Annotated in this window: 25 protein-coding genes; 13 read left to right on the top strand and 12 right to left on the bottom strand. The window is 70.9% G+C overall.

Translation table 11 applies throughout. The features are described 5' to 3' along the window. Window positions 1-213: 213 nt before the first annotated feature. Window positions 214-1,065, top strand: a complete 852-nt coding sequence (locus BMX97_RS02885; RefSeq protein ID WP_091745264.1) for an urea carboxylase-associated family protein — start codon at window positions 214-216, stop codon at window positions 1,063-1,065. Window positions 1,066-1,107: 42 nt separating this feature from the next. Here the strand turns inward: BMX97_RS02885 and BMX97_RS02880 are convergent, their stop codons facing one another. Then, on the bottom strand, window positions 1,108-1,878 hold the full coding sequence (locus BMX97_RS02880) for a sulfite exporter TauE/SafE family protein (RefSeq protein ID WP_091745262.1): 771 nt from the start codon (window positions 1,876-1,878) through the stop codon (window positions 1,108-1,110). A gap of 194 nt (window positions 1,879-2,072) precedes the next feature. On the opposite strand from BMX97_RS02880, the gene ruvC reads away from it, so the two are divergent. Beyond that, window positions 2,073-2,630: a crossover junction endodeoxyribonuclease RuvC gene (ruvC, locus tag BMX97_RS02875; protein WP_091745260.1), complete on the top strand. Its 558-nt coding sequence runs from the start codon at window positions 2,073-2,075 to the stop codon at window positions 2,628-2,630. Window positions 2,631-2,652: 22 nt separating this feature from the next. Here ruvC and BMX97_RS02870 read toward each other — a convergent pair whose 3' ends face one another. Then, window positions 2,653-3,327: an HD domain-containing protein gene (locus BMX97_RS02870; protein ID WP_091745258.1), complete on the bottom strand. Its 675-nt coding sequence runs from the start codon at window positions 3,325-3,327 to the stop codon at window positions 2,653-2,655. 113 nt (window positions 3,328-3,440) lie between these two features. Here BMX97_RS02870 and BMX97_RS02865 point away from each other — a divergent pair, with 113 nt between their 5' ends. From BMX97_RS02865 to BMX97_RS02840, 6 genes are read left to right on the top strand one after another with little or no spacing between them, the layout of a single operon-like run. Next, window positions 3,441-4,484, top strand: coding sequence for a GlxA family transcriptional regulator (locus BMX97_RS02865; RefSeq protein ID WP_091745844.1), 1,044 nt, complete (start codon window positions 3,441-3,443; stop codon window positions 4,482-4,484). Between the two features lie 46 nt (window positions 4,485-4,530). Further along, a complete protein-coding gene (locus tag BMX97_RS02860; RefSeq protein ID WP_091745256.1) occupies window positions 4,531-5,703 on the top strand; it encodes an isovaleryl-CoA dehydrogenase in 1,173 nt (390 codons plus the stop codon). 11 nt (window positions 5,704-5,714) lie between these two features. Then, window positions 5,715-7,322, top strand: coding sequence for a carboxyl transferase domain-containing protein (locus BMX97_RS02855; RefSeq protein ID WP_091745841.1), 1,608 nt, complete (start codon window positions 5,715-5,717; stop codon window positions 7,320-7,322). Window positions 7,323-7,329: 7 nt separating this feature from the next. Then, entirely contained in the window at window positions 7,330-9,276 is a 1,947-nt protein-coding gene (locus BMX97_RS02850) for an acetyl-CoA carboxylase biotin carboxylase subunit (protein WP_091745254.1), read from the top strand. Further along, on the top strand, window positions 9,273-9,767 hold the full coding sequence (locus BMX97_RS02845; protein WP_244538252.1) for a MaoC family dehydratase: 495 nt from the start codon (window positions 9,273-9,275) through the stop codon (window positions 9,765-9,767). The genes BMX97_RS02850 and BMX97_RS02845 overlap by 4 nt, the downstream gene beginning before the upstream one ends. Window positions 9,768-9,769: 2 nt before the next feature. After that, window positions 9,770-10,636, top strand: coding sequence for an HpcH/HpaI aldolase/citrate lyase family protein (locus BMX97_RS02840; protein ID WP_091745252.1), 867 nt, complete (start codon window positions 9,770-9,772; stop codon window positions 10,634-10,636). A 54-nt stretch (window positions 10,637-10,690) separates the two neighbouring features. Here BMX97_RS02840 and BMX97_RS02835 read toward each other — a convergent pair whose 3' ends face one another. The 6 genes from BMX97_RS02835 to BMX97_RS02810 form a co-directional block, all read right to left on the bottom strand. After that, window positions 10,691-11,527, bottom strand: coding sequence for an ABC transporter ATP-binding protein (locus BMX97_RS02835; RefSeq protein ID WP_091745250.1), 837 nt, complete (start codon window positions 11,525-11,527; stop codon window positions 10,691-10,693). A 94-nt stretch (window positions 11,528-11,621) separates the two neighbouring features. After that, window positions 11,622-12,893 (bottom strand): ABC transporter substrate-binding protein, encoded by a 1,272-nt coding sequence (locus tag BMX97_RS02830; RefSeq protein ID WP_091745248.1) that lies wholly within the window; start codon window positions 12,891-12,893, stop codon window positions 11,622-11,624. Window positions 12,894-13,153: 260 nt separating this feature from the next. Beyond that, window positions 13,154-14,227: a branched-chain amino acid ABC transporter permease gene (locus BMX97_RS02825; RefSeq protein WP_091745246.1), complete on the bottom strand. Its 1,074-nt coding sequence runs from the start codon at window positions 14,225-14,227 to the stop codon at window positions 13,154-13,156. Then, complete coding sequence (locus BMX97_RS02820; protein WP_091745244.1) at window positions 14,227-15,120, bottom strand: branched-chain amino acid ABC transporter permease; 894 nt, start codon at window positions 15,118-15,120, stop codon at window positions 14,227-14,229. The genes BMX97_RS02825 and BMX97_RS02820 overlap by 1 nt, the downstream gene beginning before the upstream one ends. Before the next feature lie 27 nt (window positions 15,121-15,147). Continuing rightward, window positions 15,148-17,082 carry a long-chain fatty acid--CoA ligase gene (locus tag BMX97_RS02815; RefSeq protein ID WP_091745241.1) on the bottom strand — a complete coding sequence of 645 codons (1,935 nt, stop codon included), beginning with the start codon at window positions 17,080-17,082 and terminating at the stop codon, window positions 15,148-15,150. After that, the gene (locus BMX97_RS02810; RefSeq protein WP_091745239.1) at window positions 17,079-17,888 is read right to left on the bottom strand and encodes an ABC transporter ATP-binding protein; all 810 of its coding nucleotides are present in this window, start codon (window positions 17,886-17,888) and stop codon (window positions 17,079-17,081) included. The genes BMX97_RS02815 and BMX97_RS02810 overlap by 4 nt, the downstream gene beginning before the upstream one ends. Before the next feature lie 191 nt (window positions 17,889-18,079). On the opposite strand from BMX97_RS02810, the gene BMX97_RS02805 reads away from it, so the two are divergent. Together BMX97_RS02805 and BMX97_RS02800 are read left to right on the top strand one after the other, a co-directional pair. Next, window positions 18,080-18,769, top strand: coding sequence for a TetR/AcrR family transcriptional regulator (locus BMX97_RS02805; RefSeq protein ID WP_091745237.1), 690 nt, complete (start codon window positions 18,080-18,082; stop codon window positions 18,767-18,769). Window positions 18,770-18,974: 205 nt separating this feature from the next. Next, the gene (locus tag BMX97_RS02800; protein WP_091745235.1) at window positions 18,975-20,651 is read left to right on the top strand and encodes a methyl-accepting chemotaxis protein; all 1,677 of its coding nucleotides are present in this window, start codon (window positions 18,975-18,977) and stop codon (window positions 20,649-20,651) included. An 82-nt stretch (window positions 20,652-20,733) separates the two neighbouring features. Here the strand turns inward: BMX97_RS02800 and BMX97_RS02795 are convergent, their stop codons facing one another. Continuing rightward, complete coding sequence (locus BMX97_RS02795) at window positions 20,734-21,921, bottom strand: phenylacetate--CoA ligase family protein (RefSeq protein ID WP_091745233.1); 1,188 nt, start codon at window positions 21,919-21,921, stop codon at window positions 20,734-20,736. A 423-nt stretch (window positions 21,922-22,344) separates the two neighbouring features. On the opposite strand from BMX97_RS02795, the gene BMX97_RS33495 reads away from it, so the two are divergent. After that, window positions 22,345-22,509, top strand: a complete 165-nt coding sequence (locus tag BMX97_RS33495) for a hypothetical protein (protein WP_244538251.1) — start codon at window positions 22,345-22,347, stop codon at window positions 22,507-22,509. A gap of 181 nt (window positions 22,510-22,690) precedes the next feature. Next, window positions 22,691-23,326: an isochorismate family cysteine hydrolase YcaC gene (gene ycaC / locus BMX97_RS02785; RefSeq protein WP_091745231.1), complete on the top strand. Its 636-nt coding sequence runs from the start codon at window positions 22,691-22,693 to the stop codon at window positions 23,324-23,326. 58 nt (window positions 23,327-23,384) lie between these two features. On the opposite strand, the gene BMX97_RS02780 is transcribed toward ycaC, so the two are convergent. After that, a complete protein-coding gene (locus BMX97_RS02780) occupies window positions 23,385-24,323 on the bottom strand; it encodes a DMT family transporter (protein ID WP_091745229.1) in 939 nt (312 codons plus the stop codon). 85 nt (window positions 24,324-24,408) lie between these two features. Continuing rightward, the gene (locus BMX97_RS02775; RefSeq protein WP_091745226.1) at window positions 24,409-24,639 is read right to left on the bottom strand and encodes a DUF1127 domain-containing protein; all 231 of its coding nucleotides are present in this window, start codon (window positions 24,637-24,639) and stop codon (window positions 24,409-24,411) included. Window positions 24,640-24,762: 123 nt separating this feature from the next. On the opposite strand from BMX97_RS02775, the gene gcvA reads away from it, so the two are divergent. Next, on the top strand, window positions 24,763-25,704 hold the full coding sequence (gene gcvA, locus BMX97_RS02770; RefSeq protein ID WP_091745224.1) for a transcriptional regulator GcvA: 942 nt from the start codon (window positions 24,763-24,765) through the stop codon (window positions 25,702-25,704). On the opposite strand, the gene BMX97_RS32670 is transcribed toward gcvA, so the two are convergent. Beyond that, window positions 25,673-25,846, bottom strand: a complete 174-nt coding sequence (locus BMX97_RS32670) for a hypothetical protein (protein WP_177202106.1) — start codon at window positions 25,844-25,846, stop codon at window positions 25,673-25,675. The genes gcvA and BMX97_RS32670 overlap by 32 nt on opposite strands. Between the last annotated feature and the right edge of the window lie 71 nt (window positions 25,847-25,917).

Below are 25,917 nucleotides of genomic sequence, written 5' to 3'. Positions count from 1 at the left end.
AGCGAGGGTGAGGGGGTGGAGCCGGAAGAGCCTCATCCGGGGATACCCCCTCACCCTCGCCCTTCGGGCTTGCTGCATCCCTTGAACAGGGACGCAGCCCTCTCCCCGCCCGGCGGGGAGAGGAGTTCCCCGCGCTGGTCCTTCCCCGGTTTGCCCTACCCCTCCACCTCTGCCACTCCTGGCACGCGTCACACCCACCCGGAGCCCCCCGGCATGAAGGACTTCCCCGCCGCCTATCAGGTCAGCGAGGGCTCGGCCCTGTCGGTCGACCGGCCGTTCTACGAGCGGATCGCTACCGAGACCGGCGGGCGCACCCTGGTCGATGCGTTCACCGTCCCGATCCGTACCGGGCGGGCCTGGAGCGTGCCGGCGGGCCACGTCTTCCGCGTCGTCGCGCCGGAGGGGCCGCAGGTCGGCGACCTCAACATCTGGAACCGGCACGATCCGCGCGAGCGGCTGTGGGCGGCGCGCACCCGCCAGCTCCAGGGTGCCCACGTCACGACCTTCGACCGGCTGTGGTCGACCCTGCCGTTCCTGCGCCCGCTCGTCACCATCACGGCCGACACGCTGGCGCATTACGGCACCGACGAGTATGGCGGCCGGGTCCACGACCTCCTCGGCACCCGCTGCGACCCCTACGTCAACAAGCTCCTGACCGGCCAGGACTTCCACTTCCACTGCCACTCGAACCTCACCCGCGCGGTGATGCCGTTCGGCCTGACCGAGTTCGACGTCCACGACGTGCTCAACGTGTTCCAGGTCACCGGGCTCAACCACGACGACCTGTACTTCATGCGCGACTGCCCGGCGCAAGCCGGCGACTACCTCGAATTCTTCGCCGAGATCGACCTGCTCTGCGCCCTCTCGACCTGCCCGGGCGGCGACCTCTCGGTGCCGCTCTGGGGGCCGGACGCCCGCGACCCGATCGAGGTCTGCCGGCCGCTCGCCATCGAGGTCTACCGGCTGGCGCCCCAATTGACCGAGGGCTGGCGGAGTCCGGAGGTGGCCCCCTATCGCGGCCAGCACGGGCTCCACGCCGAGAAAGGCTGGTGGGACAAGGCCTAGCCGGGCGGCCGCGCCAGACCTGGCGGAGCGGCAACGCCAGAGCTAGCGGAGCGGCAGAGCCAAACAGACCGCCACCAGGATCACCGCGTAGGCGACCGTGCGGAACATCCGGTCGGAGGCGCGGCGAAAGCCGTGCGAGCCGACCCAGAGGCCGAAGCTGTAGGGCAGGAGCAGCGGCACCGCTTCCGCGAAACGAGGGCCGGTGAGGACCCCGGTCGCCGTGAACACCACGCCCGAGACCAGCGTCGAGAGGCCGAAATAGGCCATCAGGTTGTCGCGGACCTGGCGCGCGGAGGCGCGCTGGCTGGCGAGCCAGAACACGGCGAGCGGCATGCCGCCGAGCGCGGCAAAGCCGCTCGCCAGCCCCGAGGCGCCCCCCGTGGCGAGCGAGAGCGGCAGCGACGGCTCCGCCTTGTAGCGCCATCCCGAGACGAGCGCGGCGAGCGCCAGCAGGATGGCGCCCGCGGTGATCCAGCGGGTCAGCATCGGATCGAGATGGGTGAGGAACTGGACGCCGACCGGCAGCAGCAGGGTGGAGCCGATCAGCAGCGGCACCACCTCGCGCCAGACCGCCCGCGGCGCTGAGCGGGCGCCGAACCACAGCGAGAACGGCGCGTCGACCACCCAGATCAGCCCCACCGCCGCCGCCGGTCCGACGGCGGCGGCGGCCACCGGCACGAACACCATCGCGAAGCCGAAGCCGGTGAAGCCGCGCACCAGCCCGCCGACGAGCGTGGCGACGAACAGGGTGGCGGCCCGGGCGTCGAGCGGCAGGACATCGACGAGGTGCAGGGCGGCGGGATCGAGTGACATAAGGTCACCACGCGCCCCACGGCTACGATTCGTCAAGGTCTCGGGCGCAAGGGTGCTTCAGGCATGTTCACGGAACGTCCCGTGCTGGCGGCGCAGCGTTTTCCCGGCTAGAGACCGGCGCTCTTCGCGCCGGGACGGTTTTTCGGCATGATGCGGGCGCCGCCCGCATCCACGGCAAGGACACCTGAGCGGCGATGAGCGAACCGATCCGCATCCTGGGCATCGATCCGGGCCTGCGCCGCACCGGCTGGGGCCTGATCACCGTGACGGGCACCCGCCTCGCCTTCGTGGCGAGCGGCACCGTGACCTCGAACGGCGACGACGACCTCGCCACCCGGCTGTGCAGCCTGCACGAGGGCCTGACCAAGGTCGTCGCCACGATGCTCCCCGACGAGGCCGCCGTGGAAGAGACCTTCGTCAACAAGGACGCGCAAGCGACCCTGAAGCTCGGCCACGCCCGCGCCGTCGCCCTGCTGGTGCCGGCCCTCGCCGGCCTGCCGGTGGCCGAATACGCGGCCAACCTGGTGAAGAAGACCGTGGTCGGCGCCGGCCACGCCGAGAAGGACCAGGTCGGCGCCATGGTGCGCTTCCTCCTGCCCAAGGCCACCGCCGACACGGCGGACGCGGCGGACGCCCTCGCCATCGCCATCACCCATGCGAGCCACCGGGCCTCGCGGGCCAGGGCGGCGACCCATGCCGCGGCGGCGGGGCCGGGCGCCGGCCGGATCGCCCGGGCGATGGCGCGGGGGTGACTCCCCGCGAGGTGCGGTCGCTTCAGCCGTGCCCGCCGCAGCTACAGCCCAAGGCGTGCCCGCCGGGCCATGGCGAGGCCCGGATCACGCGGCAGAAATTCCCCCGCTGGAAGCGCGGGTCCTTGTCGGCGAGCACGTCCGCCTTGACGTTGCCGAAGGTGGTGTCGGGCTTGTGCCGGATGCCGTCGTAGAAGGCCTGGATGATGTCCTCCTTGAAGTCGGGCGTGCGCGGGAAGCCCGACACCACGGCTTCGCGCTCGGCATCTGAGTAGTGGCCGTAGGTGAGGCCGAGCACATCCATCTCGACGCCCGCCGTGACGAGAGCGATGACCGGGTGCATGTGGACTGGGATGCCGGGCGTCGTGTGCAGGGCGACTGCCGTCCAGACCGTAGTGATGTCGGCTTCGGGGATTCCGTGCGCGCGCAGGAAGTCGCGTGCTGCATTGGCGCCATCCACCTCGAAGCGCTCATCGGCGCTGGCATGATCGGGCATCAGCCCGAGATCGTGGAACATTGCTCCGGCATAAAGCAATTCACGGTCGAAGATCAGGCCGCGATGAAGACCGGCCAGAGCCCCGAACTGGTAGACCCGGCTCGAGTGGTTGAAGAGTAGTTCGGTCTCGTTATCGCGAATAAAGTCGGTGATCGCACGGGCGAGCGTGCTGTCGGGGATGGCGGCTGCGGATGGGCGGGTCATGGCGGGATCTCCTTTGCACCGTCGACCATCCTGGGCTACGACCGACATGGAGCGTCAGCAATCGCCGTATCCATACATATCCTGCCACCCCACGGGCGCGAACGGACATGATGATGTATCGAACGAAGGGCGAGGAAGCCTTGGGAGCCGGTTCACCGGCCGCACGGAGCGTCGCTGTCCTGGCCCTTCCCGGCGTGCAATTGCTCGACGTCGCCGGCCCCCTCGACGTCTTCGCCGAGGCGAACATCCAGGTTGGACACGCCGCCTACGATCTCGCCCTGGTCGGCACCACTCCGGGCCCGATCGAGACCTCCTCCGGCCGGCGCCTCGTCGCCGATCAGGTTGTGGGAGGGGACGCCCCCGCCTTCGACACGCTGCTGGTCGCAGGCGCACCGCACATGCACCTCCATGAGGCGGATCCGGCCCTTTGCGGCTGGCTCGCCGCGGCGGCGGCCCGCGCGCGGCGCTACGGCTCGGTGTGCAGCGGGGCCTTCCTGCTCGGTCAGGCCGGGCTTCTCGACGGCCGGAGGATCACGACGCATTGGGCGGCCGCCGAGGCCTTGAGCCACCGCTTTCCCCAGGCGAAGGTCGAGGCCGACGCGATCAGCGTGTTCGATGGCCCGCTCAGGACAGCGGCGGGCGTAACGGCCGGGCTCGACCTTGCCCTGGCCCTGGTCGAGGAAGACCTCGGAAACGAAGTCGCCCGCCGGGTCGCGGCGCAACTCGTCATGTTCTTCAAGCGTGGCGGCGGGCAACTCCAGTTCAGCCGCCGCGGTATCGGCCTCCCGGCCGGTCGCTCGGCCTTGCAGGAGGTCCAGCGCTGGGTGGCGGCGCATCCGTCCGAGAACCACAGCGTCGCCCTGCTCGCGGCGCGCACTGGGACGAGCCCGCGCCACTTCGCCCGCTTGTTTCGCGCCGAGACAGGATTGACGCCGGCGGCCTTCGTCGAGGCGGTCCGCATCGAGGCGGCGCGGCGGCTACTAGAGGAGGGTCGCGCCGCCACTAAGCAGGTCGCTGCGGAATGCGGTTTTCGTGACGCCGACACTCTGCGCCGAGCCTTCCTGCGTCGGCTCGGCCTCACGCCCGGGTCTTACCGCGACCGTCATGCGGACCGCCGGGAAACAGAGGCGCCACCCGCCTCAGACCGCTTGTCTTAAAAAACGATCGTTCGTATGAATGGGGAAAATCCGAGGGAGGGCGCCGATGATCCCGAACGCCGCGCGTGAGTTCAATTTCGGCCTGGGCGAGACCGCCGAGGCGATCCGCGACAGCGTGCGCAGCTTCGCGCAGGAGAAGATCGCGCCGCGGGCCGAGGAGATCGACCGCACCAACACCTTCCCGCGCGACCTCTGGCCCGAGATGGGGGCGCTCGGGCTCCACGGCATCACGGTCGAGGAGGAGTACGGGGGCCTCGGCCTCGGCTACCTCGCCCATTGCGTGGCGATGGAGGAGGTGTCGCGGGCCTCTGCCTCGGTCGGCCTGTCGTACGGGGCGCATTCCAACCTGTGCGTCAACCAGATCACCCGCAACGGCTCGGACGCGCAGAAGCGGAAATACCTGCCCAAGCTCATCTCCGGCGAGCATGTGGGAGCGCTGGCGATGTCGGAGCCGGGCGCCGGTTCGGACGTGGTGTCGATGCGCACCCGCGCCGAGAAGCGGGGCGACCGCTACGTGCTGACCGGCTCCAAGATGTGGATCACCAACGGTCCCATCGCCGAGACCCTGGTGGTCTACGCCAAGACCGACCCGGCGGCGGGACCCCGCGGCATCACCGCCTTCCTGGTCGAGAAGGGCATGAAGGGTTTTTCGACCGCCCAGAAGCTCGACAAGCTCGGGATGCGCGGCTCGGACACCTGCGAGCTGGTCTTCGAGGAGTGCGAGGTCCCCGAGGAGAACGTGCTCGGCCAGGTTGGGCGGGGCGTCAACGTGCTGATGTCGGGCCTCGATTACGAGCGGGCGGTGCTGGCGGCGGGGCCGCTCGGCATCATGCAGGCCTGCCTCGACGTGGTGATGCCCTACGTCCACGAGCGCAAGCAGTTCGGCCAGGCGATCGGCGAGTTCCAGCTCGTCCAGGGCAAGCTCGCCGACATGTACGTCTCGACCAACGCCGCCAAGGCCTACGTCTACGCGGTGGCCCAGGCCTGCGACCGCGGCGAGACCACCCGGGAGGACGCGGCCGGCGCGATCCTCTACGCCGCCGAGCGGGCGACGCAATGCGCCCTCGACGCGATCCAGCTGCTGGGCGGCAACGGCTACATCAACGACTACCCGACCGGACGGCTCCTGCGCGACGCCAAGCTCTACGAGATCGGCGCCGGCACCAGCGAGATCCGCCGGATGCTGATCGGCCGCGAGCTCTTCAATAAGTCCGCGTGAGGTTCGAGCCGATGCCGGTCATCCCCACCAGCGCCGACCTCACCTCCGGGGCGGCGGAGCAGAACCGCACCGCTTGGGAGCAGCTGCGCTCCGCCCTCAAGAGCCACCGCGCCAAGGCCGCGGCGGGCGGGCCGGCGCGGGCCCGCGAGCGCCACGTCGCCCGCGGCAAGCTCCTGCCGCGCGACCGGGTGCTGCGCCTGCTCGATCCGGGCTCGCCGTTCCTGGAAGTCGGGGGGCTCGCCGCTCACGGGATGTACGGCGACGACATCCACGCCGCCGGCGTCATCACCGGCATCGGCCGGGTGGCGGGCCGCGAGGTGATGGTGGTCTGCAACGACGCCACCATCAAGGGCGGCACCTACTACCCGCTGACGGTCAAGAAGCACCTGCGGGCGCAGGAGATCGCGCTCCAGAACCGCCTGCCCTGCCTCTACCTCGTCGATTCCGGCGGCGCCAACCTGCCGCAGCAGACCGAGGTCTTTCCCGACCGCGAGCATTTCGGCCGGATCTTCTACAACCAGGCGCAGATGTCGGCCGCCGGCATCCCGCAGATCGCCTGCGTGATGGGCTCCTGTACCGCCGGCGGCGCCTACGTGCCGGCGATGTCGGACGAGAGCGTGATCGTGCGCCGCCAGGGCACGATCTTCCTCGGCGGTCCGCCGCTCGTGAAGGCGGCGACCGGCGAGGTGGTGAGCGCGGAAGACCTCGGCGGGGCCGACGTCCATGCCCGGCTCTCGGGCGTCGCCGACCACTACGCCACCGACGATGCCCATGCGCTCGCCATCCTGCGCCGCATCGTCGGAGGCTTGAACACCGTCAAGCGGCCCGACCTCGACATCGCGGCCCCGGTCGAGCCCGCCTACGGGGCGGGCGACCTCGACGCCCTGGTACCGACGGACCTGCGCAAGCAGTACGACGCGAGAGAGCTGATCGCCCGCCTCGTCGACGGCTCGGAATTCGACGAGTTCAAGCGGCTCTACGGCACCACGCTGGTCACGGGCTTCGCCCGGCTGCACGGCATGCCGGTCGGGATCCTCGCCAATAACGGCATCCTATACTCGGAGAGCGCGCTGAAAGGCGCGCACTTCATCGAGCTGTGCTGCCAGCGCCGCATCCCGCTGGTCTTCCTCCAGAACATCTCCGGCTTCATGGTCGGGCGCGAGGTCGAGGCCGGCGGCATCGCCAAGAACGGCGCCAAGCTCGTGACCGCCGTCGCGACCGCCGCGGTGCCGAAGCTCACCGTGATCGTCGGCGGCTCGTACGGCGCGGGCAATTACGGCATGTGCGGCCGGGCCTACTCGCCCCGCTTCCTGTTCGCCTGGCCGAACTCGCGCATCTCGGTGATGGGCGCCGAGCAGGCGGCGAGCGTGCTCGCCACCGTCAAGCGCGACAACATCGAGGCCGGGGGCGGCGCCTGGAGCCCGGAGGAGGAGGAGGCGTTCAAGGCGCCGATCCGCGCCGGGTTCGAGGAGGAGGGCTCGCCCTACTACGCCACGGCGCGGCTGTGGGACGACGGCATCATCCTGCCGGAGGAGACGCGCCGGGTGCTCGGCCTCTCGCTCTCGGCCTGCCTCAACGCGCCGGTGCCGGAGACCCGGTTCGGCCTGTTCCGGATGTGAGGACAGCATGACCACACGCCGCCTCGCCTCCGTCCTCGTCGCCAATCGCGGCGAGATCGCCTGCCGGGTGATCCGCACCGCCCGGGCCCTCGGGATGCGCACCATCGCGGTCTATTCCGAGGCCGACCGCGACGCGATGCACGTCGCGCTCGCCGACGAGGCCTTCCTGCTCGGCCCGGCGCCTGCGCCTGAATCGTACCTGCGCATCGACCGCATCCTGGAGGCGGCGCGGGCGAGCGGGGCCGAGAGCATCCATCCGGGCTACGGCTTCCTGTCGGAGCGGCCGGACTTCGCCAACGCCTGCGCGGAGGCCGGCATCGTCTTCGTCGGTCCCCCGGCGTCGGCCATCCGCGCCATGGGCCTCAAGGATGCGGCGAAGGCGCTGGTGGCAAAAGCCGGCGTGCCGGTGGTGCCGGGCTATCACGGTGCGCGCCAGGAGCCCGACTTCCTCGCCGCGGAAGCGGCTTCCATCGGCTATCCGGTGCTGATCAAGGCGGTGGCCGGCGGCGGCGGCAAGGGCATGCGCCGGGTCGAGGGGCCGGAGGGCTTCGCCGATGCGCTGGCTTCCGCGCAGCGGGAAGCCCGGAACGCGTTCGGCGATCCGCGGGTGCTGGTCGAGAAATACGTGCTCTCGCCGCGCCACGTCGAGATCCAGGTGTTTTGCGACGCCCACGGCAACGCCGTGCACCTGTTCGAGCGCGATTGCTCGCTCCAGCGCCGCCACCAGAAGGTGATCGAGGAGGCGCCCGCCCCCGGCATGCCCGAGGAGGTCCGAACGGCGATGGGCCGGGCCGCCGTCGAGGCGGCGAAGGCGGTGGGCTATGTCGGCGCCGGCACGGTCGAGTTCATCGCCGACGGCCGCGAGGGCCTGCGCCCCGACGGCTTCTGGTTCATGGAGATGAACACCCGGCTCCAGGTCGAGCACCCGGTGACCGAGGCGATCACCGGCCACGACCTCGTCGAATGGCAGTTCCGCGTCGCCTCCGGCGAGGCGCTGCCGGTCGACCAGGCGGGGCTCGCGATCCACGGACACGCCGTCGAGGCGCGGCTCTACGCCGAGGACCCGGATCACGGCTTCCTGCCCTCGACCGGGCCGTTGCGGGCGCTCACCCTGCCGTCGGGCCAGGGCATCCGGGTCGATACCGGCGTGCGCGCGGGCGACCGGGTGACCCCGTTCTACGATCCCATGATCGCCAAGGTGATCGCCCACGGCGCGACCCGCACCGAGGCCCTGGACCGGCTGGCGGCGGCGCTCGGCCGCACCCTGGTGGCGGGGCCGAAGACCAACGTCGCCTTCCTGAAGGCGCTGGCCGAGGCTGAGGATTTTCGCGAAGGCCACTTCGACACCGGCTTCATCGACCGCGATCTCGCGGCCCTTACGGCACCGAGCCCGCACCGCGACGCCGCGATCCGGGCCGGACTTCGCGCCCTGGTGGCGCGGGAGGCCCCCGCCGGCACCGGCTCGCCCTGGGACGCGGCGGACGGGTTCCAGCTCGGCGAGGCCCGGCGCCAGGCCTACCCGTTCGTGATCGAGGGCGAGCCGGCCGAGGCCGCCCTGCAATGGGGCCCGACCGGCCTCGCGGTGGCATACGGCACGGCCGGCCCCGAGCCCGATGGCGTCACGGTGGTGGAGGCTCCGCCCGGCGTGCTGGTGCTCGCCGAGGGCCGCCAGATCGCGCTCTCCCCCCCCGATCCCTTCGCGGTCGACCTCGATCACATCGACCAGGGCGGCACCATCAAGGCGCCGATGCACGGCCGCCTCGTCGCGGTGCTGGTCGCCCCCGGCGACGCGGTGGTGCGCGGCCAGCGCCTCGCGGTGGTCGAGGCGATGAAGATGGAGCACGCGCTCACCGCCCCCAGCGACGGCACCGTCGCCGAGGTGCTGGCGGAGGCCGGCCAGCAGGTCGCCGAGGGCGCCCGCCTGATCACCCTGACCACGGAGGACGCCGCGTGAGCACGATTCCGGCTTCGACCCACCCGCGCGGCGGGCTGTACTTCGAGGATTTCGAGGTCGGCGCGACGCTCCGCCATCGCCTCACCCGCACGGTGACGCAGATGGACAACATGCTGTTTTCCAACATGACGCTGAACCCGCAGCCGCTCCACATCGATGCGCATTTCTGCGCCACCGAGACCGAGTGGGGCAAACCGCTGATGAACTCGCTGTTCACGCTCGGCCTGATGATCGGCATCTCGGTCAACGACACGACCGTCGGCACCACCATCGGCAACCTCGGCATGACCGAGACGCGCTTCCCGGCGCCGCTCTTCGAGGGCGACACCGTGAGCGTGACGACGGAGGTCGTCGCCAAGCGCGAATCGCGCTCGCGGCCCACCGCCGGCATCGTCGACCTCGTCCACCGGGCCTACAACCAGGACGGCATCCTGGTGGCGGAATGCCGGCGCCAGGCGATGATGCGCAAGCGACCCGTCACGGAGGCCTGAGGATGCGCTCTCTGCTGTTCGTCCCCGGCGATTCGCCCCGCAAGCAGGAGAAGGGCCTGGAGGTCGGAGCCGACGCCCTGATCCTCGACCTCGAGGATTCGGTCGCCCTGCCCGAGAAGGGCAAGGCCCGCGAGGTCGCCGCCGGCTTCCTGGCGCGGATGCGGGCGGTCGCGGGTCGGCCCAGGCTCTACGTCCGGGTCAACGCCCTCGATACCGGCCTCACCGAGGACGACCTCGCCGCCGTGATGCCGCACGCGCCGGACGGGATCATGCTGCCGAAGGCCGAGGGCGGCCCGAGCGTGGCGCAGCTCGGCGCCCGCCTCGCGGTCCACGAGGCCGAACACGGGCTGCCCGACGGCGCCACCCGCATCCTGCCGATCGCCACCGAGACGGCGCGCGCCGTCTTCGCGCTCCAGAGCCTGCCGGGAGCGAGCCGGCGGCTCTCCGGCGTCACCTGGGGGGCGGAGGATCTTTCGGCCGATCTCGGCGCCGAGACCAACCGGGGCGAGGACGGCGCCTGGACCGGGCCGTTCCAGCTTGCCCGCAACCTGACCCTGATGGCGGCGGCCGCCGCCGAGGTCGACGCCATCGACACCATCAACGCCCTGTTTCGCGACCTCGACGGGCTCGCCCGCGAATGCCGCGCGGCGCGGCGCGACGGGTTCACCGGCAAGATGGCGATCCACCCGGCGCAAGTGGCGGTGATCAACGACGCCTTCACGCCGACCGATGCGGCACTCGCCCAGGCCCGCAAGGTCGTGGCCGCCTTTTCCGAGGCGCCCGGGATGGGCGTCGTCGGGATCGACGGCGAGATGTTCGACCGGCCGCACCTGCGCCGGGCGGAACGGCTGCTGGCGCGGCAGACGTGAGGCGGCGCACTCCGTCTCCCCCCGGGGCCGCCGAGCGGCACCCGGGGCGTCACCTCAGATCCAGCGCTTGCGCCGCTTGAAGCTCTTCAGGTTGCGGAAGCTCTTGCGCTGGTCGCCGGCGCCGCCGAGGTAGAATTCCTTCACGTCCTCGTTGGTGCGCAGCTCCTCGACGGTGCCGTCGAGCACCACCTTGCCCTGCTCCATGATGTAGCCGCGGTCGGCCACCGACAGGGCGGCACGGGCGTTCTGCTCGACGAGCAGGATGGTGACGCCGAGGTCGCGGTTGATCTGGCGGATGATGGAGAACACCTCCTTCACCAAGAGCGGCGAGAGGCCCATCGAGGGCTCGTCCATCAGGATCAGGCGGGGGCGGGCCATCAGGGCGCGGCCGATCGCCAGCATCTGCTGCTCGCCGCCCGAGAGGTAGCCGGCGGCTCCCGTGCGCTCCTTGAGGCGCGGGAAGTAAGTCAGGACCCGTTCGAGATCCTGGCCGACCTCGCGGTCGCGGCGCGAGAAGGCGCCGAGGCGCAGATTCTCCATCGGCGTCATGTCGGAGACGATGCGGCGGCCCTCCATCACCTGGAAGATGCCCCGGCGCACGATCTTGTCGGGCTCGATGCCGTCGATGCGGGCGCCGTCGAACACGATCTCGCCGCGGGTGACCTCGCCGTCCTCCGAGCGCAAGAGGCCCGAGATGGCCTTCAGCGTGGTCGACTTGCCGGCGCCGTTGGCCCCGAGCAAGGCCGTGATCGAGCCCGCCGGCACGTCGAGGCTCAGGCCGCGCAGGACTAGGATCACGTCGTCGTAGACGACCTCGACGTTGCGCAAGCTGAGGAGGGGAGCCGGCGCGGCGTCGGAAGTCGGGCGCTCCAGGGTCATGACCTGCGACATCGGATGGCTTTCGTTTCAGCGAGATGCGACGTCGAACCCTCCCCCCTCTGCGGGGGAGGGTTCAGGGCGGCGGGTCACCTGTTGAGGACGGCCCTCACCACCCCTGCCACTCGCTCTTGCGCGGCAGCGTCACGGTCTTGACCGGCTCGAGCTTGATCGTGCCGGCCTTGATCAGGTCGGGCAGCGCGCCGTCGGTCGGGCCCGAGACCTTGGCGCGGTAGATATGCACCTCCATCATCCCGCGATGGTCGGTGGGCGACCAAGTCGAGGGGACGCAGACGCCCTCCATCCCGGCCGGCACCCAGTCCTTCTTCTGGTAGAAGCCCTTGCGGACGTTGGGGCCGGCCAGCCCGCCGTTGTCCTTGGCCCAGGCCAGGGCCTCGGTCATGTAGAGGGCGGCGCAGATGCCGGTGTAGTAGTGCACCGGCCGGTAGGCGGTACCGGCGGCGTCCGACACCTTCGAGATCTCGGCCGCCATCGCCATGCCGGGCGCGGTGCTGCCGCTCACCGCCGCGGTGCGGACCGGGAAGACGACGCCGTTCGCCGCCTCGCCGGCCGCCTTGGCGGCGTTCTCGTCCATGCCCCAGACGTTGCCCATGAACTGGATGTCGGTGCCGACCGACTTGCAGGACTTGAGCAGAGAGATGTTCGAGCCGCCGGTATTGCCGAGATAGGCGTAGTTCGCCCCGGCGTTCTTGGCGGTGAGGCACTGCGCGGTGTAGTCGCCGGGAGCGAGCGCGAAGACGATCGCCGGCAGCACCTCGAAGCCGAGGTCCTTCGCCATCGCCTCGCCGGCTTCCTTGGGCGAGTTCGGATAGGGGTGGTTGCCGCCCATGTGGACGTATTTCGGCTTGCCGGTCTTGCCCTTGGCCTTCCAGTCGTCGGCGGCCCACATCAGCATGGCGCGCAGCGCATCCGAGTAGGACGGGCCGTAGAAGAAGTTGTAGGGCGCCGCCTTGGCCTTGCCGCTGGCGCCGGTCGGGTCGCTGACCTGCGCGGCGTAGGAGCCGGAGATGTAGGGGATCTCGTCCTTGGTGACGAAGGCGGACAGGGCCTCGGTGTCGGCGGTGCCCCAGCCCTGGATCGCCGCGACCTTGTCGCGCCCGCCGGTCCACTTCTTGTAGAGCGCGACGGCGCGCGGCACCTGGTAGCCGTAATCGACCGACTCGACGTTCATCTTCTCGCCCTTGATGCCGCCCTTGCGGTTCACGTAGGCGAGGGCATCGGCCACCCCTTGCGCGTAGGGCACGCCGACGTCGGAGGTGGCGCCGCTCTGGTCGGCGAGGTGGCCGATCGGGATCTCGGCGGCGAGGGCGGGAACGCTGAGCGCGAGGGCGGCGGCCGAGGCGAGGGACAGGCGAAGCATGGGTGATGTTTCCTCCGGTTGGTGGGCTGGTTCGCCAGCCTCGTCGGTGAATTCAGAATTCGTGGACCGGATTGATCGGTCCTATCCCACCCGCGACCTCATCCTGAGGTGCGAGCGAAGCGAGCCTCGAAGGAGGGCTCCAGATGTCTCGGAGCGTGCTGGAGCCCTCCTTCGAGGCCGCTACGCGGCACCTCAGGATGAGGTCGCGGGTGGGATAAGAGGGATGCTCACGGCGCTGCCGCCCCAGGTCAAGACAAGGTCTAGTGCGAGAACGGATACAGCTTCCAGTACGCCTTGATCTGGCGCCAGCGATGGGCGAGCCCGTCGGGCTCGAACATCAGGAAGAGCACGATCACCAGCCCGATCGCCATCTCGCGCAGGAAGGACAGGTTGTCCTTGAGCGAGAGCGCGCGATCGAGGGCGGAGCCGCGGACCGCATCGGTGATCCAGCCCATCGCTTCTGGCACCAGCACCATGAAGGCGGTGCCCATCAGGGTGCCCATGATCGAGCCGAGGCCCCCGATGATGATCATGCCGAGGAACTGGATCGACAGCAGGATCCCGAACCCCTCGACCGAGACAAATTGCAGGTAATGGGCGTAGAGAGCGCCGCCGATGCCGGCGAAGAAGGCCGAGAGGCCGAAGGACAGGGTGCGGTAGCGGGTGAGGTTGATCCCCATCATCTCCGCCGAGAGGTAGTGGTCGCGCACCGCCACCAGCGCCCGGCCGTCGCGGGAGCGCATCAGGTTGGTGGCGAGCACGAAGGTCAGCACCAGGTAGGCGAGCACCACGTAGAAGTAGCGGTGGTCGGTGTCGAAACTGAACCCGAAGATCGAGAAGGGGTCCGCCGCCGTACCGGCGACGCCGCCGGTGAACCAGTTCGCCCGGGCGAAGAAGTCCTGCAGGATGTATTGCGCGGCCAGCGTCGCGATGGCGAGGTAGAGGCCCTTGAGCCGGGCCGCCGGCAGGCCGAAGATCAGTCCCACCGCGGTCGTCATCACGCCGGCGAGCGGAATCGCGAAGAAGACGGGAATCCCGTAGTTGTTCGACAGCCAGGCGGAGGCGAAGGCGCCGAAGCCGAAGAAGGCCGCGTGCCCGATCGAGATCTGCCCGGTGAAGCCGACCAGGATGTTGAGGCCCAAAGCCGCGACCGCGAAGTAGCCGATCTGGATCAGCAGGCTCAGCCAGTAGCGGTCGAGCACCAGCGGGGCGCAGCAGAGCAGCGCCAGCCCCGCCCAGACCGCGTAGCGGCTGCCCGCGGTCGGGAAGATGGTAGTGTCGGCGGCGTACGTGGTGCGGTAGTCGCCGGCGGGAATCAGGCTCTGGGTCGCCATCAGACGCGCTCGATGTCGCGGGTGCCGAACAGGCCGTAGGGCTTGATCATCAGGATCACCACCAGGACGTAGAAGGGAACGATCTCGTAGAGGTTGCCCCAGTGCAGGTACTGGCCGTCGACGTATTGCGCGACGTTCTCCAGCACCCCGATGACGAGGCCGCCGATGACCGCGCCGACGACCGAGTCGAGCCCGCCGAGGATGACGGCCGGAAACACCTTGATGCCGTAGAGCGACAGGGCCGAGGACACGCCGTTGACGATGCCGACGACGATGCCGGCGACCGACGACACCACCGCCGAGATCGCCCAGGCGAGCGCGAAGACGTTGCGGACCGAGATGCCGAGGGATTGGGCCACCTGCTGGTTGAAGGCGGTGGCCCGCATGGCGAGCCCGTGCTTCGAGTACTGGAAGAACCAGGCGAAGCCCGCCATCATGGCGACCGAGATGCCGAGGCTCATCAGGTACACGGTCTGGATCTCGAGCCCGAGGAACGACACCGACTGGGTCTGGAAGATCGGCGGGAAGGGCTGGGCGAAGACGCCGAACAGCCACTTGCACAGGGCCTGGAAGAAGATCGACAGGCCGATCGTCACCATGATGACCGAGATGATCGGTTCGCCGATCAGGGGCCGCAGCACCACGACCTGGATGGCGATGCCGAAGACCAGCATGAACGCGAAGGTGATCCCCATGCCGACGAGGAACGGCAGCTGGTAGGTGGTGAGCAGCCACCAGCACACCCAGGCGCCGATCAGCAGGAACTCGCCCTGCGCGAAGTTCACGACCTGGCTCGCCTTGTAGATCAGCACGAAGCTCATCGCGACCACGCCGTAGAGGGCGCCGACGATCAGCCCGTTGACCACGAGCTGGAGCAGGAGGTGGGTGTTCATGGGCGCGAGCCCCTTCTCAAGCGAGCCCTATTCGGCGGCGGCGAGGATGGCGGGGGCCGCCGTGAGGTCGATCACCGGCAGGGTGGTGCGGATGCGCTGGGTCGTGCCGTCCTGGAACCGGATCACCGTATCGACCCGGTAGCTCGGCGCGCCGGCATAGATCGTGTCGATCAGATCGGCGTATTTCTCGTTGATGACGCCGCGGCGGACCTTGCGGGTGCGGGTCAGCTCGCCGTCGTCGGCGTCGAGCTCCTTGTAGAGGAGCACGAACTTGGCGACGCGCTGCACGTCGGTGAGCCCGGCATTGACCTTCTCGACCTCACGGCGGATCAGCTCGATCACCGCCGGCTTCGAGGCGAGGTCGGAATAGGTCGTGAAGGCGATGCGGTTCTTCTCGGCCCATTTCGCCACCACCGCGTAGCGGATGCAGATCAGCGCCGCCAGGTACTCGCGCCCGGCGCCGAGGATCACGGCCTCGGCCACGTAGGGCGAGAACTTCAGCTTGTTCTCGATGTATTGCGGCGAGAAGCGCTCGCCGTGGATGTTGACGGCGAGATCCTTGATCCGGTCGATGACGACGAGCTCGCCCTTCCTGTCGACGTAGCCGGCATCCCCGGTGTGCATCCAGCCGTCGCGCACGTCGCTCGGGGTGTCGGGGCCGGCCTTGTAGTAGCCGTGGAACATGTTGGCGTGGCGCGCCAGCACCTCGCCGATGCCGTTGCGGTCGGGGTCGAGCACCCGGATCTCGATGCTGTCGTCGAACGGCACGCCGACCGTGTCGAAATCGACCGTCTTGCCCCGGTGCAAGGTGTAGGCGCCGAGCGTCTCGGTCTGGCCGTAGAGCTGGCGCAAGGGCACGCCCATGGCGCGGAAGAACCGGAACGTGTCGGGGCCGAGCGCCGCCCCGCCGGTCGCCGCGGAGGTGAGCCGCGTGAAGCCGAGCCGGTCGCGGAGCGCCCGGAACAGCAGGGCCTCGGCGGCCGCGGAGTGCGTGCCCTGGTCGAGGGCCGCGAGCCCCATCTTCATGCCGCGCTCGTAGAGGGCGCGCTTGAACGGCGAGGCGTCCATCATCCGGGCACGCACGTCGGCGGCCACCGCCTCCCAGACCCGCGGGGCGAACAGCACGAAGGTCGGGGCGATCTCCCGGAAATCGTGCATCAGGGTGTCGGCGTCCTCGACGAAGTTGACCTTCATGCGAGAGAGCAGAGCCTGACCCAGCGCGTAGACTTGCTCCATGATCCAGGGCAGCGGCAGCACCGAGACGTAATCGTCCTGCGGCCCCTTCGGGTCGGCGGCGAGGTAGCGGGCGCAGTGGCGCAGGACCCGGCCACCGCTCAGCATCGCGAGCTTCGGCCGCGCCGTGGTGCCGGACGTGGTGCAGAGGATCGCCACCGCCTCGGCGTCGGTCGCATCGACCATGCGGTCGTAGAGGCCGGGATCGGCGGCGTGCATCGCCTCGCCGCGGGCGGCGAGCGCGTCGGCCGAGATCAGCCGGGGATCGTCGTACTTGCGCATCCCGCGGGGGTCGCAATACACGATGTGGCGCAGGCTCGGGACCTGATCGGCGAGGTTCAGGAGCTTGTCGACCTGCTCCTCGTCCTCGGCGATCACCGCCTTCACCTCGGCGAAGGCCAGCAGATACTGGACCTCGTCCTCGAGCGCGTCGCGGTAGAGGCCGAGCGACAGGGCGCCGAGCGCATGGGCGGCGATCTCGCCGGCCACCCAGTCGGGCCGGTTGTCGCCGATGAGCCCGACCACGTCGCCGCCGTCGATGCCGAGATCGGAGAGGCCGAGCGCGAAGGCGCGGGTGCGGGCGTGGTACTCGCCCCACGTCGTCGGGCGCCACAGCCCGAAGATCTTTTCGCGGAGCGCCACCTCGTCCGCATGCGCGGCGGCGTTGCGGCGCAGCAGCTTCGGGAAGGTGTCGGCGGCTTGCGCGATCGCAGCGAAATCGGTCGTCACGACGCGGCCCTCGCGGGTTCGGGAGCCGCCGGCTCCTCGTCGTCCTCGCCGAGATAGGCCTTGCGGACGTGCGGATCGGCGAGGACCGCCTCGGGGCGGCCGAGCGCGATGCGGCGGCCGAAATCGAGCACCATGACGCGGTGCGAGATGTCCATGACCACGCCCATGTCGTGCTCGATCATCACGACGGTCATGCCGAACTCCTCGTTGAGGTCGACGATGTAGCGGGCCATGTCCTCCTTCTCCTCGAGGTTCATGCCGGCCATCGGCTCGTCGAGGAGGATCAGCTTGGGCTCGAGCGCCATGGCGCGGGCGAGTTCCACCCGCTTGCGCAGGCCGTAGGAGAGGGTGCCGGCCGGCGCCTTGCGGTAGGCCTGGAGGTCGAGGAAATCGACGATCTCCTCCACCCGGCGGCGATGGGCCAGTTCCTCGCTCCGCACCCCCGGCAGCCAGTAGAGCGAGCCGGTGACGAAGTTGTTGCGCATCAGGTGGTGGCGCCCGACCAGGATGTTGTCGAGCACGCTCATGTGGTGGAACAGCGCGAGGTTCTGGAAGGTCCGGCCGATGCCGAGCTTGGGGCGCTGGTTCGGCGTCGCCTTGGTGATGTCGCGGCCGTCGAGCAGGATCTGGCCCTCGGACGGCTTGTAGCGGCCCGAGATGCAGTTGATCATCGAGGTCTTGCCGGCGCCGTTGGGGCCGATGATCGAAAAGAGCTCGCCCTTCTCGACCGCGAAGCTGACATCCGTCAGTGCCTTCACGCCGCCGAAGCGCAACGAGATCTGGCGAACCGCAAGGGTTTCCGCCACGCCTGACCCTCCCTGGGATGGCGGCCGCGCTCGTGTCCGGCGCCGCTCTGCCTGTGGCGGATGCCCGGTATGCGTCCGGGTCATCCGTCGTGAAAATACGTTCGACTGTTTTTTTCCGAGCGTCAAGTGCTACACTGGCGCGACGAAAGTCGAGGGGCGATCAGCCCCGCGAGGGCAGGATCAAGGGCAGCATGGCGCGTATCGCAGGCTCGTCGGGACCGCGGACCGAGGAGGCCATCCGGCGGGCGGGGCTCAGCCTCATCGCCACCCACGGCTACGCCGCGATGAGCCTGCGCCAGCTCGCGGCCGAGGTCGGCATCCAGCAGGGCTCGCTCTACAACTACTTTCGCAACAAGCAGGAATTCCTGTTCGACCTCATCCGCGGCCACATGCTCGACCTGCACGCCGCGCTCGATTCGGCGCTGCTGGCGGAGGGCAGCGCCGAGGCGCGGCTGACCCGGTTCACAGAGTTCCACGTCGCCTACCACGTCGCGCGGCCGCAGGAGGTGTTCATCTGCTACTCGGAGCTGCGCAGCCTCGAGCCCGACAACCTCGCCGCCGTGGTGGCGATGCGACGCGACTACGAGCGCAAGCTCGGCGACATCCTCGACCACGGCCGCGCCACCGGCGAGTTCCGCCTCGCCGATACCCGGATGGCGACGCTCGCCATCCTCGCGATGCTGTCGGGCATCTGCACCTGGTACAAGCCGGGCGGGCGCCTCTCGACGGACGGATTGCAGGAGATCTTCACCGGCATGGTCCTGGCGCTCGCCAGAGGCGAGACGCAGCCGCTCGCCAGAGGCGAGACGCAGGACGAGGTCGCGGACGCCGTCGCGGTGCCGGTGCGCCGACGCGGGACCCTGCGGGCCGGGGTCGGGTAGGGCCTCGCATCGTCTATCGACCGTGCAGCCGGCGACGCCGGACCGCGCGGGCGGCCGCATCTCCGCATAGGCTGCCGCAGCGGCAAGATCTCGGCGAGGATCCGAACGCCGCAGCAAGAGCTAACAAAATAAACCAGGCCTTCACTTTCCAGCCTCTATTTCCCGGCGGACATCCGGCAGGGTCCGGATCCGGAGTGGCCGCCCCATGTTCGTGCTCACCCTTCCCCGCAAGTTCGCGCTGCTGATCGCGCTCGCCGCCACGAGCCTGGTCGCCTTGGGCGGGATCGCGCTCAACCATCAGTACGAGGCGATGCTGGCGCAGCGCATCGAGCGCCTGTCGCTCATCACCGAGGCCGCCGCCAACCTCGTCGAGCGCTACCGGCAGAAGGCGATCAAGGGCGAGATCACCGAGGCTGCGGCCCGCGAGGCCGCGCTCGCCGACATCGCGGCGATGCGGCACGGGCGCGACAACTACCTGTTCGTGAACGACAGCGCCGGCACGGTGATCGCGCATCCGGCCGCCAAGGTGGTCGGCCGCAACCTCATGGGCGTGACCGACCCGACGGGGTTCCGCTACGTCGCCGACGTGATGCCGCGGGCCAAGCGCGACGGCGCGGCGACCTTCCGCTACACCTGGATTCCCGAGGGCGAGACCGCGGCGGTGCCGAAGATCGGGCTCTTCCGCCTCTACGCACCCTACGATTTCTACATCGGGACCAGCGACTACGTCAGCGACCTGAGGGCGATGGTCGTCGCCCAGGTCGAGCGCCTCGCCCTCGCGGCGCTTCTCATCGTGCTCGTCCTCGGCGGCGCCTCGCTGATGATCGTCCGCTCGATCGTGCGGCCGATGGAGCGCCTGCGCGCCGCGATGACCGCCTTGTCGGAGGGACGCACCGACCTCGCGGTGCCGGAGACCGGGCGGCGCGACGAGGTCGGGGCGATGGCCCGCACCGTGCTGGTCTTCCGCGACAACGCGATCGAGCGCGAGCGGCTGCGGGGCGAGAGCGACGCCGAGGAACTGCGGCGGATGCGCCGCGCCGCCGCGCTCGACGCGCTGATCCGGGGCTTCGAGGCCGCGATCACCGGCGTGGTCGGAACCGTGGCGACCGCCGTGCGGGACCTGCGCGGCACCGCCGAGACCATGACGGCGACCGCCCGCGAGACCGCCGTGCAATCCACCACCGCGGCGACCGCCGCCGAGCAGGCCTCGTCGAATGTCGGCACCGTGGCGGTGGCGGCCGAGGAACTCGGCGCCTCGGTTCAGGAGATCGGCCGCCAGGTCGACAGCTCGGCCCGGCTGGCGCAGTCGGCCGTCGCGGAGGCCGGGCAGACCGCCCACCAGGTCCGGGCGCTGACCGAGGCCACCGCCCGCATCGGCGACGTGGTCGGGCTGATCTCGTCGATCGCGGCGCAGACCAACCTGCTCGCGCTCAACGCCACCATCGAGGCCGCCCGCGCAGGGGCCGCCGGCCGCGGCTTTGCCGTGGTGGCGGCCGAGGTGAAGGAACTCGCCGGCCAGACGGCGCGCGCCACCGAGGAGATCACCTCGCAGATCGCCGCGATCCAGGCCTCGACCGGGCAGGCGGCCGGCGCGATCGGCACGATCACCGCGCGGATCGAGGAGATCTCCGGCGTCGCGACCTCGATCGCCGCGGCGGTCGAGGAGCAGGGCGCGGCGACCCAGGAGATCGTCCGCAACATCGCGCAGGCGGCGGACGGCACCGGCGAGGTCACCGGCAACATCGCCGGGGTGGCGGGCGCCGCCGAGGCGACGGGGGCGGCCGCCGCCCGGGTCCTCGCCTCGGCCTCCGATCTGTCGCGCCAGTCCGAGGCCATCTCGGCGGAGGTCGATCGCTTCCTGGCTCAGGTCCGGGCGGCCTGACGCCCCGGGCGAGCGGACGCCCGCCCAAGACCGGCGGACGCCCAAGCCCGGCGTCTGCCCAACCCCGGCGGCCGCCCCTCCCTCAGCCCACCGGCCGCTCGTCGGCGATGACCTTGCCGTCGTTCGGCAGGCTGCCGGGGGCCACGACCTCGACGGTGCCGCGCAGCTTCGTCACCGCCCGCAGGGTCTCGGACACCGCCTCGGCCAGGGCGGTGTCCGCGCTCCCGGCCTCGGCCCGCAGCGTCATGGCGTCGGCCTCGCCGGCCCGGGTCACCACCAGGCGCAGGCGGCCGAGCTCGGGGTGGCGGCGGGCGATCTCGGCGACCTGCTCGGGGCGCACGAACATGCCCTTCACCTTGGCGGCCTGGTCGGCCCGGCCCATCCAGCCGCGGATGCGGGCGCCGCCCGGCAGGGTCGCCGTGAGGTCGCCGAGCGCGTAGCGGATCAGCGGCCGGTCGAGGTCGAGCACCGTGACGACGATCTCGCCGACCTCGCCCTCCGGCACCGGATCGCCGGTGCCCGGCCGCACGATCTCGAGGATCAGCCCGTCGGCGACGAGGAGGCCCGGCTCCCCCGGCGTCTCGTAGGCGATGAAGCCGACATCCGCCGTGGCGTAGGCTTGGGCGGCGGCGATGCCGCGCCCCTTGAGTTCGGCCTGCAGCGAGGCCGGGAAGGCGGCGCCCGAGACCAGCGCCTTGGTGAGCGACGACACGTCCCGCCCGGCCGTCCCGCCTGAATCGAGCAGCACCTTGAGGAAGTCCGGCGTGCCGACATAGCCCGCCGGCCGGTAGGCCTCGATCAGGTCGAGCTGCTGCTCGGTGTTGCCGGGCCCGGCCGGGATGACCGCGCAGCCGAGCGCCCGGGCGGCGGTGTCGAAGATGAAACCGCCCGGCGTGAGGTGGTAGCCGAAGGTGTTGAGGACGACCTCGCCGGCCCGGAAGCCGGCGGCCCTGAGCGCCGGCGCGCCGCCCCACGGATCCTCGCCCGATCGCTGCGGCTCGAAGATCGGCCCCGGCGAGGTGAACAGGCGGGCAAACCCGCCGGCCGGCCCCGGCACGAAGCCGCCGAAGGGCAGCGCCTCGCGCTGGCGCGCCGGCATCTCGCCCTTGCGCAGCACCGGCAGGCGGGCGAGCGCGGCGCGGTCGGTGACCGCGGCGGGATCGATCCCGGCGAGGTGCGCGGCGTAGGCCGGGGCCGCCATGGCGGCCGCGAGGGCGGCGGGAAGGCGCGCGAGCAGCGCGGCGGGGTCCCGGGTCTCGGTATCGGGCATGAAGGGGCGTCCTCCCGGAGATGAGCCCGCGCGTTGGCCGCGCGGTGCGTCAGGATCGATGGGGCCAGGCCGTTTCGTCGGAGCGCGGGCATTCGCGCCGGGCGGGCCGCCGCGACGCGCGCGACGACGGCCGTCCCGGCCGCATCCTACGACAGCGTGGGCGATCTCGACAGTCGGTCTCGGGGGAACGCCCGCCGGGGCGCCGCCCGCAAGACCGGTCAGGACGGACGGGGCTCGGCTCCGGCATGGTGACCGGCATGGACCGACCGCCCGCCCCCGACCTCGTCGCCGACACCCTCGCCTGGATCGAGGGCCGGCTCGACGAGCGCCTGACGCTCGCGCGCCTCGCCGACCGGGCGGGGCTCTCGCCCTACCACTTCTCGCGCCTGTTCACCGCCCGGATGGGTCTCGCGCCGATGGCGCATGTCCGCGCGCGCCGCCTGGTGCGGGCGGCCCGGCGCCTCGCCGCCGAGCCCGGCCTCGGGGCTCGCGGTGGCCGACAGCCCGGATTTCGAGCTCTACGACGGCCGCTTCGCCACCGACCGGCCGGGCACCGTCATCGACGTGCACGTGCTCGTCGTGGCGTGAGGCGGCACGCGACCGGCGCGGCGGCCCCTTCCAGCCCATGCCCTTCCCGCTATGCCCTTGCCGCCCATGGTCGATATCTTGGAAACGATCGGTTTCGATCGTTTCTATTTTCAAACAGAAACACCAGGGACACACTGCCTCCCTCGACACCGCGCCGCCGGGCGCCCCGATGGAGACGACCATGAGCAAGCCGTACAATCGCCTCGACCTCGACCAGGCCGTCGTCCTCCTGGTCGACCACCAGGCCGGCCTGATGTCGCTGGTGCGCGACATCGATCCCGACCGGTTCAAGAACAACGTGCTGGCGGTGGCCGACCTCGCCGCCTACTTCGAGCTCCCGACCATCCTCACCACCAGCTTCGAGGACGGCCCGAACGGCCCGATCATGCCGGAGCTGAAGGCGAAGTTCCCGGACGCGCCGTTCATCGCCCGCCCGGGCCAGATCAACGCCTGGGACAACCCCGATTTCGTCGCCGCCGTGAAGGCCACGGGGCGCAAGCAGCTCGTCATCGCGGGCGTCGTCACCGAGGTCTGCGTCGCCTTCGTGGCCCTGTCGGCGATCGCGGAGGGCTACGAGGTCTTCGCCGTCACGGATGCCTCCGGCACCTTCAACCCGCTGGTGCGCGACGGGGCGTGGAACCGGATGTCGGCGGCGGGCGTGCAGCTGGTGAACTGGTTCGCGGTCGCCTGCGAGCTGCACCGCGACTGGCGCCGGGACGTCGAGGGACTGGCGACGCTGCTCGGCGACCACATCCCGGACTACCGCAACCTGATGACGAGCTACGCCGCCCTGCGGCCGCAGGCCCCCGGCGCCTGATCCGACGCTCGGCCGGGCCCGCCCGCCGACGGCGGGCCCGCGTCCGGCGGAGCCGAGGTCACGACCTCCCGGGCACGGCCTCCGCCTTCCGCCGGTGCAGCAACCGCCCGTCGATCGCCACCAGCCCGGCGCCGATCAGCGCCATGCCGAGGAGCTGGCGTCCCACCACCGGCTCGCCCAGAACCAGGGCACCGAGGATGAGCGCCGAGACCGGGATCAGGAAGGTGACGAGCATCAGGTTCGTCGCCCCGGCGCTCGCCAGCAGGCGGAAGAAGATCACGTAGGCCAAGGCGGTCGAGAGCGCGGCGAGGCCGACGACCGCCGCGACCACCGGGACCGGGGGCAGCGACAGGGTCCAGGGCCGGTCGACCACGAGGGCGACGGGCAGCAGCAGGGCGGTCGCGGCCGTGACCTGGCCGGCGGCGGCCGCGAGCGGCGGGACGCCCATGCGCTTGAACCGCCGGCCGTAGATCCCCGCGAAGGCGTAGGAGAGGGCCGCGAGCAGGATCGCGCCCTGCGCCAGGAACTCCGCGCCGAGGCCGGCGAGCAGCGAGGGCCCGATCATCACGGCGACGCCCGCGAGACCTGCCAGCACGCCGGCGAGGCGGTGGGCCGTCAGGCGCTCGTCGGTGGTGAGGAGGTGCGCCACCACCACGCCGAAGAGCGGCGTCGTGGCGTTGAGGATCGCCGCGAGGCCCGAGGCGATGTGGGTCTGGCCCCAGGCGATGAGGCAGAACGGCACCGCGTTGTTGAGGAAGGCCGCCCCCAGGAAGGCGCGCCAGGTCGCAGCACCCCGCGGCATCGGCAGGCCCCGCAGCCGCAGCACCGCGGCGAGGATCGCGGCCGCGAGGCCGACGCGCAGGACCACCAGGGTGAGGGGCGGCAGCGCCGACAGGGCGACCCCGACGAAGAAGAACGAGCCGCCCCACAGGACCGAGAGGCAGAGGAGCAGGCCCCATTCGGCGGGGGTCATCGGGCGGTTGGCAGCGGGCTGCATCAGATTCTCCCGTGAGGACGCCGCAGCTTGGCGCACGGGATGCCCCCGCGGCATCCCGGTCCTTGCGGTGCAATCCGCCCGGCGCTCAATCGCGCCAGAACGGCTTGTCCGCCTCGCGCATCGCGTCGGCCCGCGACAGACCGACATCCTTGAGGAGCCCGTCGGGGCAGGTCATCAGGGCGCGCCGCTCCCGGCGGCGGTCGGCCCAGAGCTCGAGCCGCTCGAGAAGCGCGACGGGGTCGCGCCGGCGCGCGGGCGCGAGGCGGAGGGTAGGAACGAGGCGCAGGTTTCCTCGGCCAGCGACGAGGCTCGTCATGGCTCTCTCCAGGTCGGACGATCGGGTTCGTGAGGGAGAGATTGCCTTTCGGGCACCGCGCGCGCAAACCAGATCGCCTCGTCCTTCGCCTCAGGAAATCTGGGCCAGCGGGAGATCTGCACCATGGCTCTCGATCTCGGACCCCGCCGCCGCCTGCCGCCGCTCAACGCCGTGCGGGCCTTCGAGGCCGCCTCGCGCCACGCGACCTTCCACGAGGCCGGGGACGAGCTCGGGGTCAGCGCCGGCGCGGTGGCCCAGCAGGTGAAGATCCTGGAGGGCTGGTTCGGCCTTCCCCTGTTCCGCCGCCTGCCGAGCCGCGGCGTCGCCCTGACGCCGGCCGGCCAGCGCTTCGCGGCCGCCGCCGGCGAGGTTCTGGACCAGCTCGCCGAGGCGAGCGCCCGGCTGCAGCGCCTGGGCCGGGACCACGTGCTCACGGTGAGCACCACCCATTCCTTCGCCAGCCTGTGGCTGATCCCGCGCATCGGCAGCTTCCGCGCGCGGCATCCCGACCTCGACGTGCGGGTGGTCGCCAACAACCGCCTGGTCGATTTCGCCCGCGACGACGCGGACCTGGCGATCCGGCACGGGCGCGGCCGCTATCCGGGCCTGCGCTCCGACCTCCTGATGCACGACGTGGTGTTTCCGGTCTGCAGCCCGCATCTTCGCGACGGCACGCCGCCGCTGCGCACGCCCGGGGACCTGGCGCGCCACACCCTGCTGCACGACGACGACCCGATCGACCTCGAGGCGGTGGGCTGGCCGCAATGGCTCGCCGCCGCCGGGGTTCCCGGCATCGACGCCTCGCGCGGCCCCCGCTTCACCCACACCTTCATGGTGCTGCAATGCGCCACCGCTGGCGGCGGGGTCGGCCTCGCCACGCGGGTGCTCGGGGGCGACCTCGTCGCCGGCATCGGGCAGGGCGCGACCGGCCTGGTGCGGCCCTTCCCCGACGAGGTGGCGAGCCCCTACGGCTTCTTCCTCGTCACCCCGACCGAGACCGACGCCCCGAAGGTGGCCTCGTTCCGCGCATGGATCACCGCGCAGGCGGAGGAGTGGGGCCGGTGAGGGCGGGCGCCTCCGCGTCGCCCGACCACGAGACGCCGCGCCCGTCGCCGAGCAGGATCCAGGTGCCGGGATCGGGCTGCGGCCGGCCGGGCAGCAGGCCGCGCAGGGCGGCGGCGAGACGAGAGAACCAGAACGACATCATCGAACGCGACTCCGCAGCGGCAAGGCAGGAGCAGGGGGGCGGTCCCCCGGATGGAGCAAGCGTTGTGCCGC

The organism is Methylobacterium sp. ap11 (genome assembly GCF_900110515.1).
In the GTDB taxonomy this organism is placed as follows: domain Bacteria; phylum Pseudomonadota; class Alphaproteobacteria; order Rhizobiales; family Beijerinckiaceae; genus Methylobacterium; species Methylobacterium ajmalii.
This window is presented reverse-complemented; position numbering and strand designations above follow the sequence as displayed.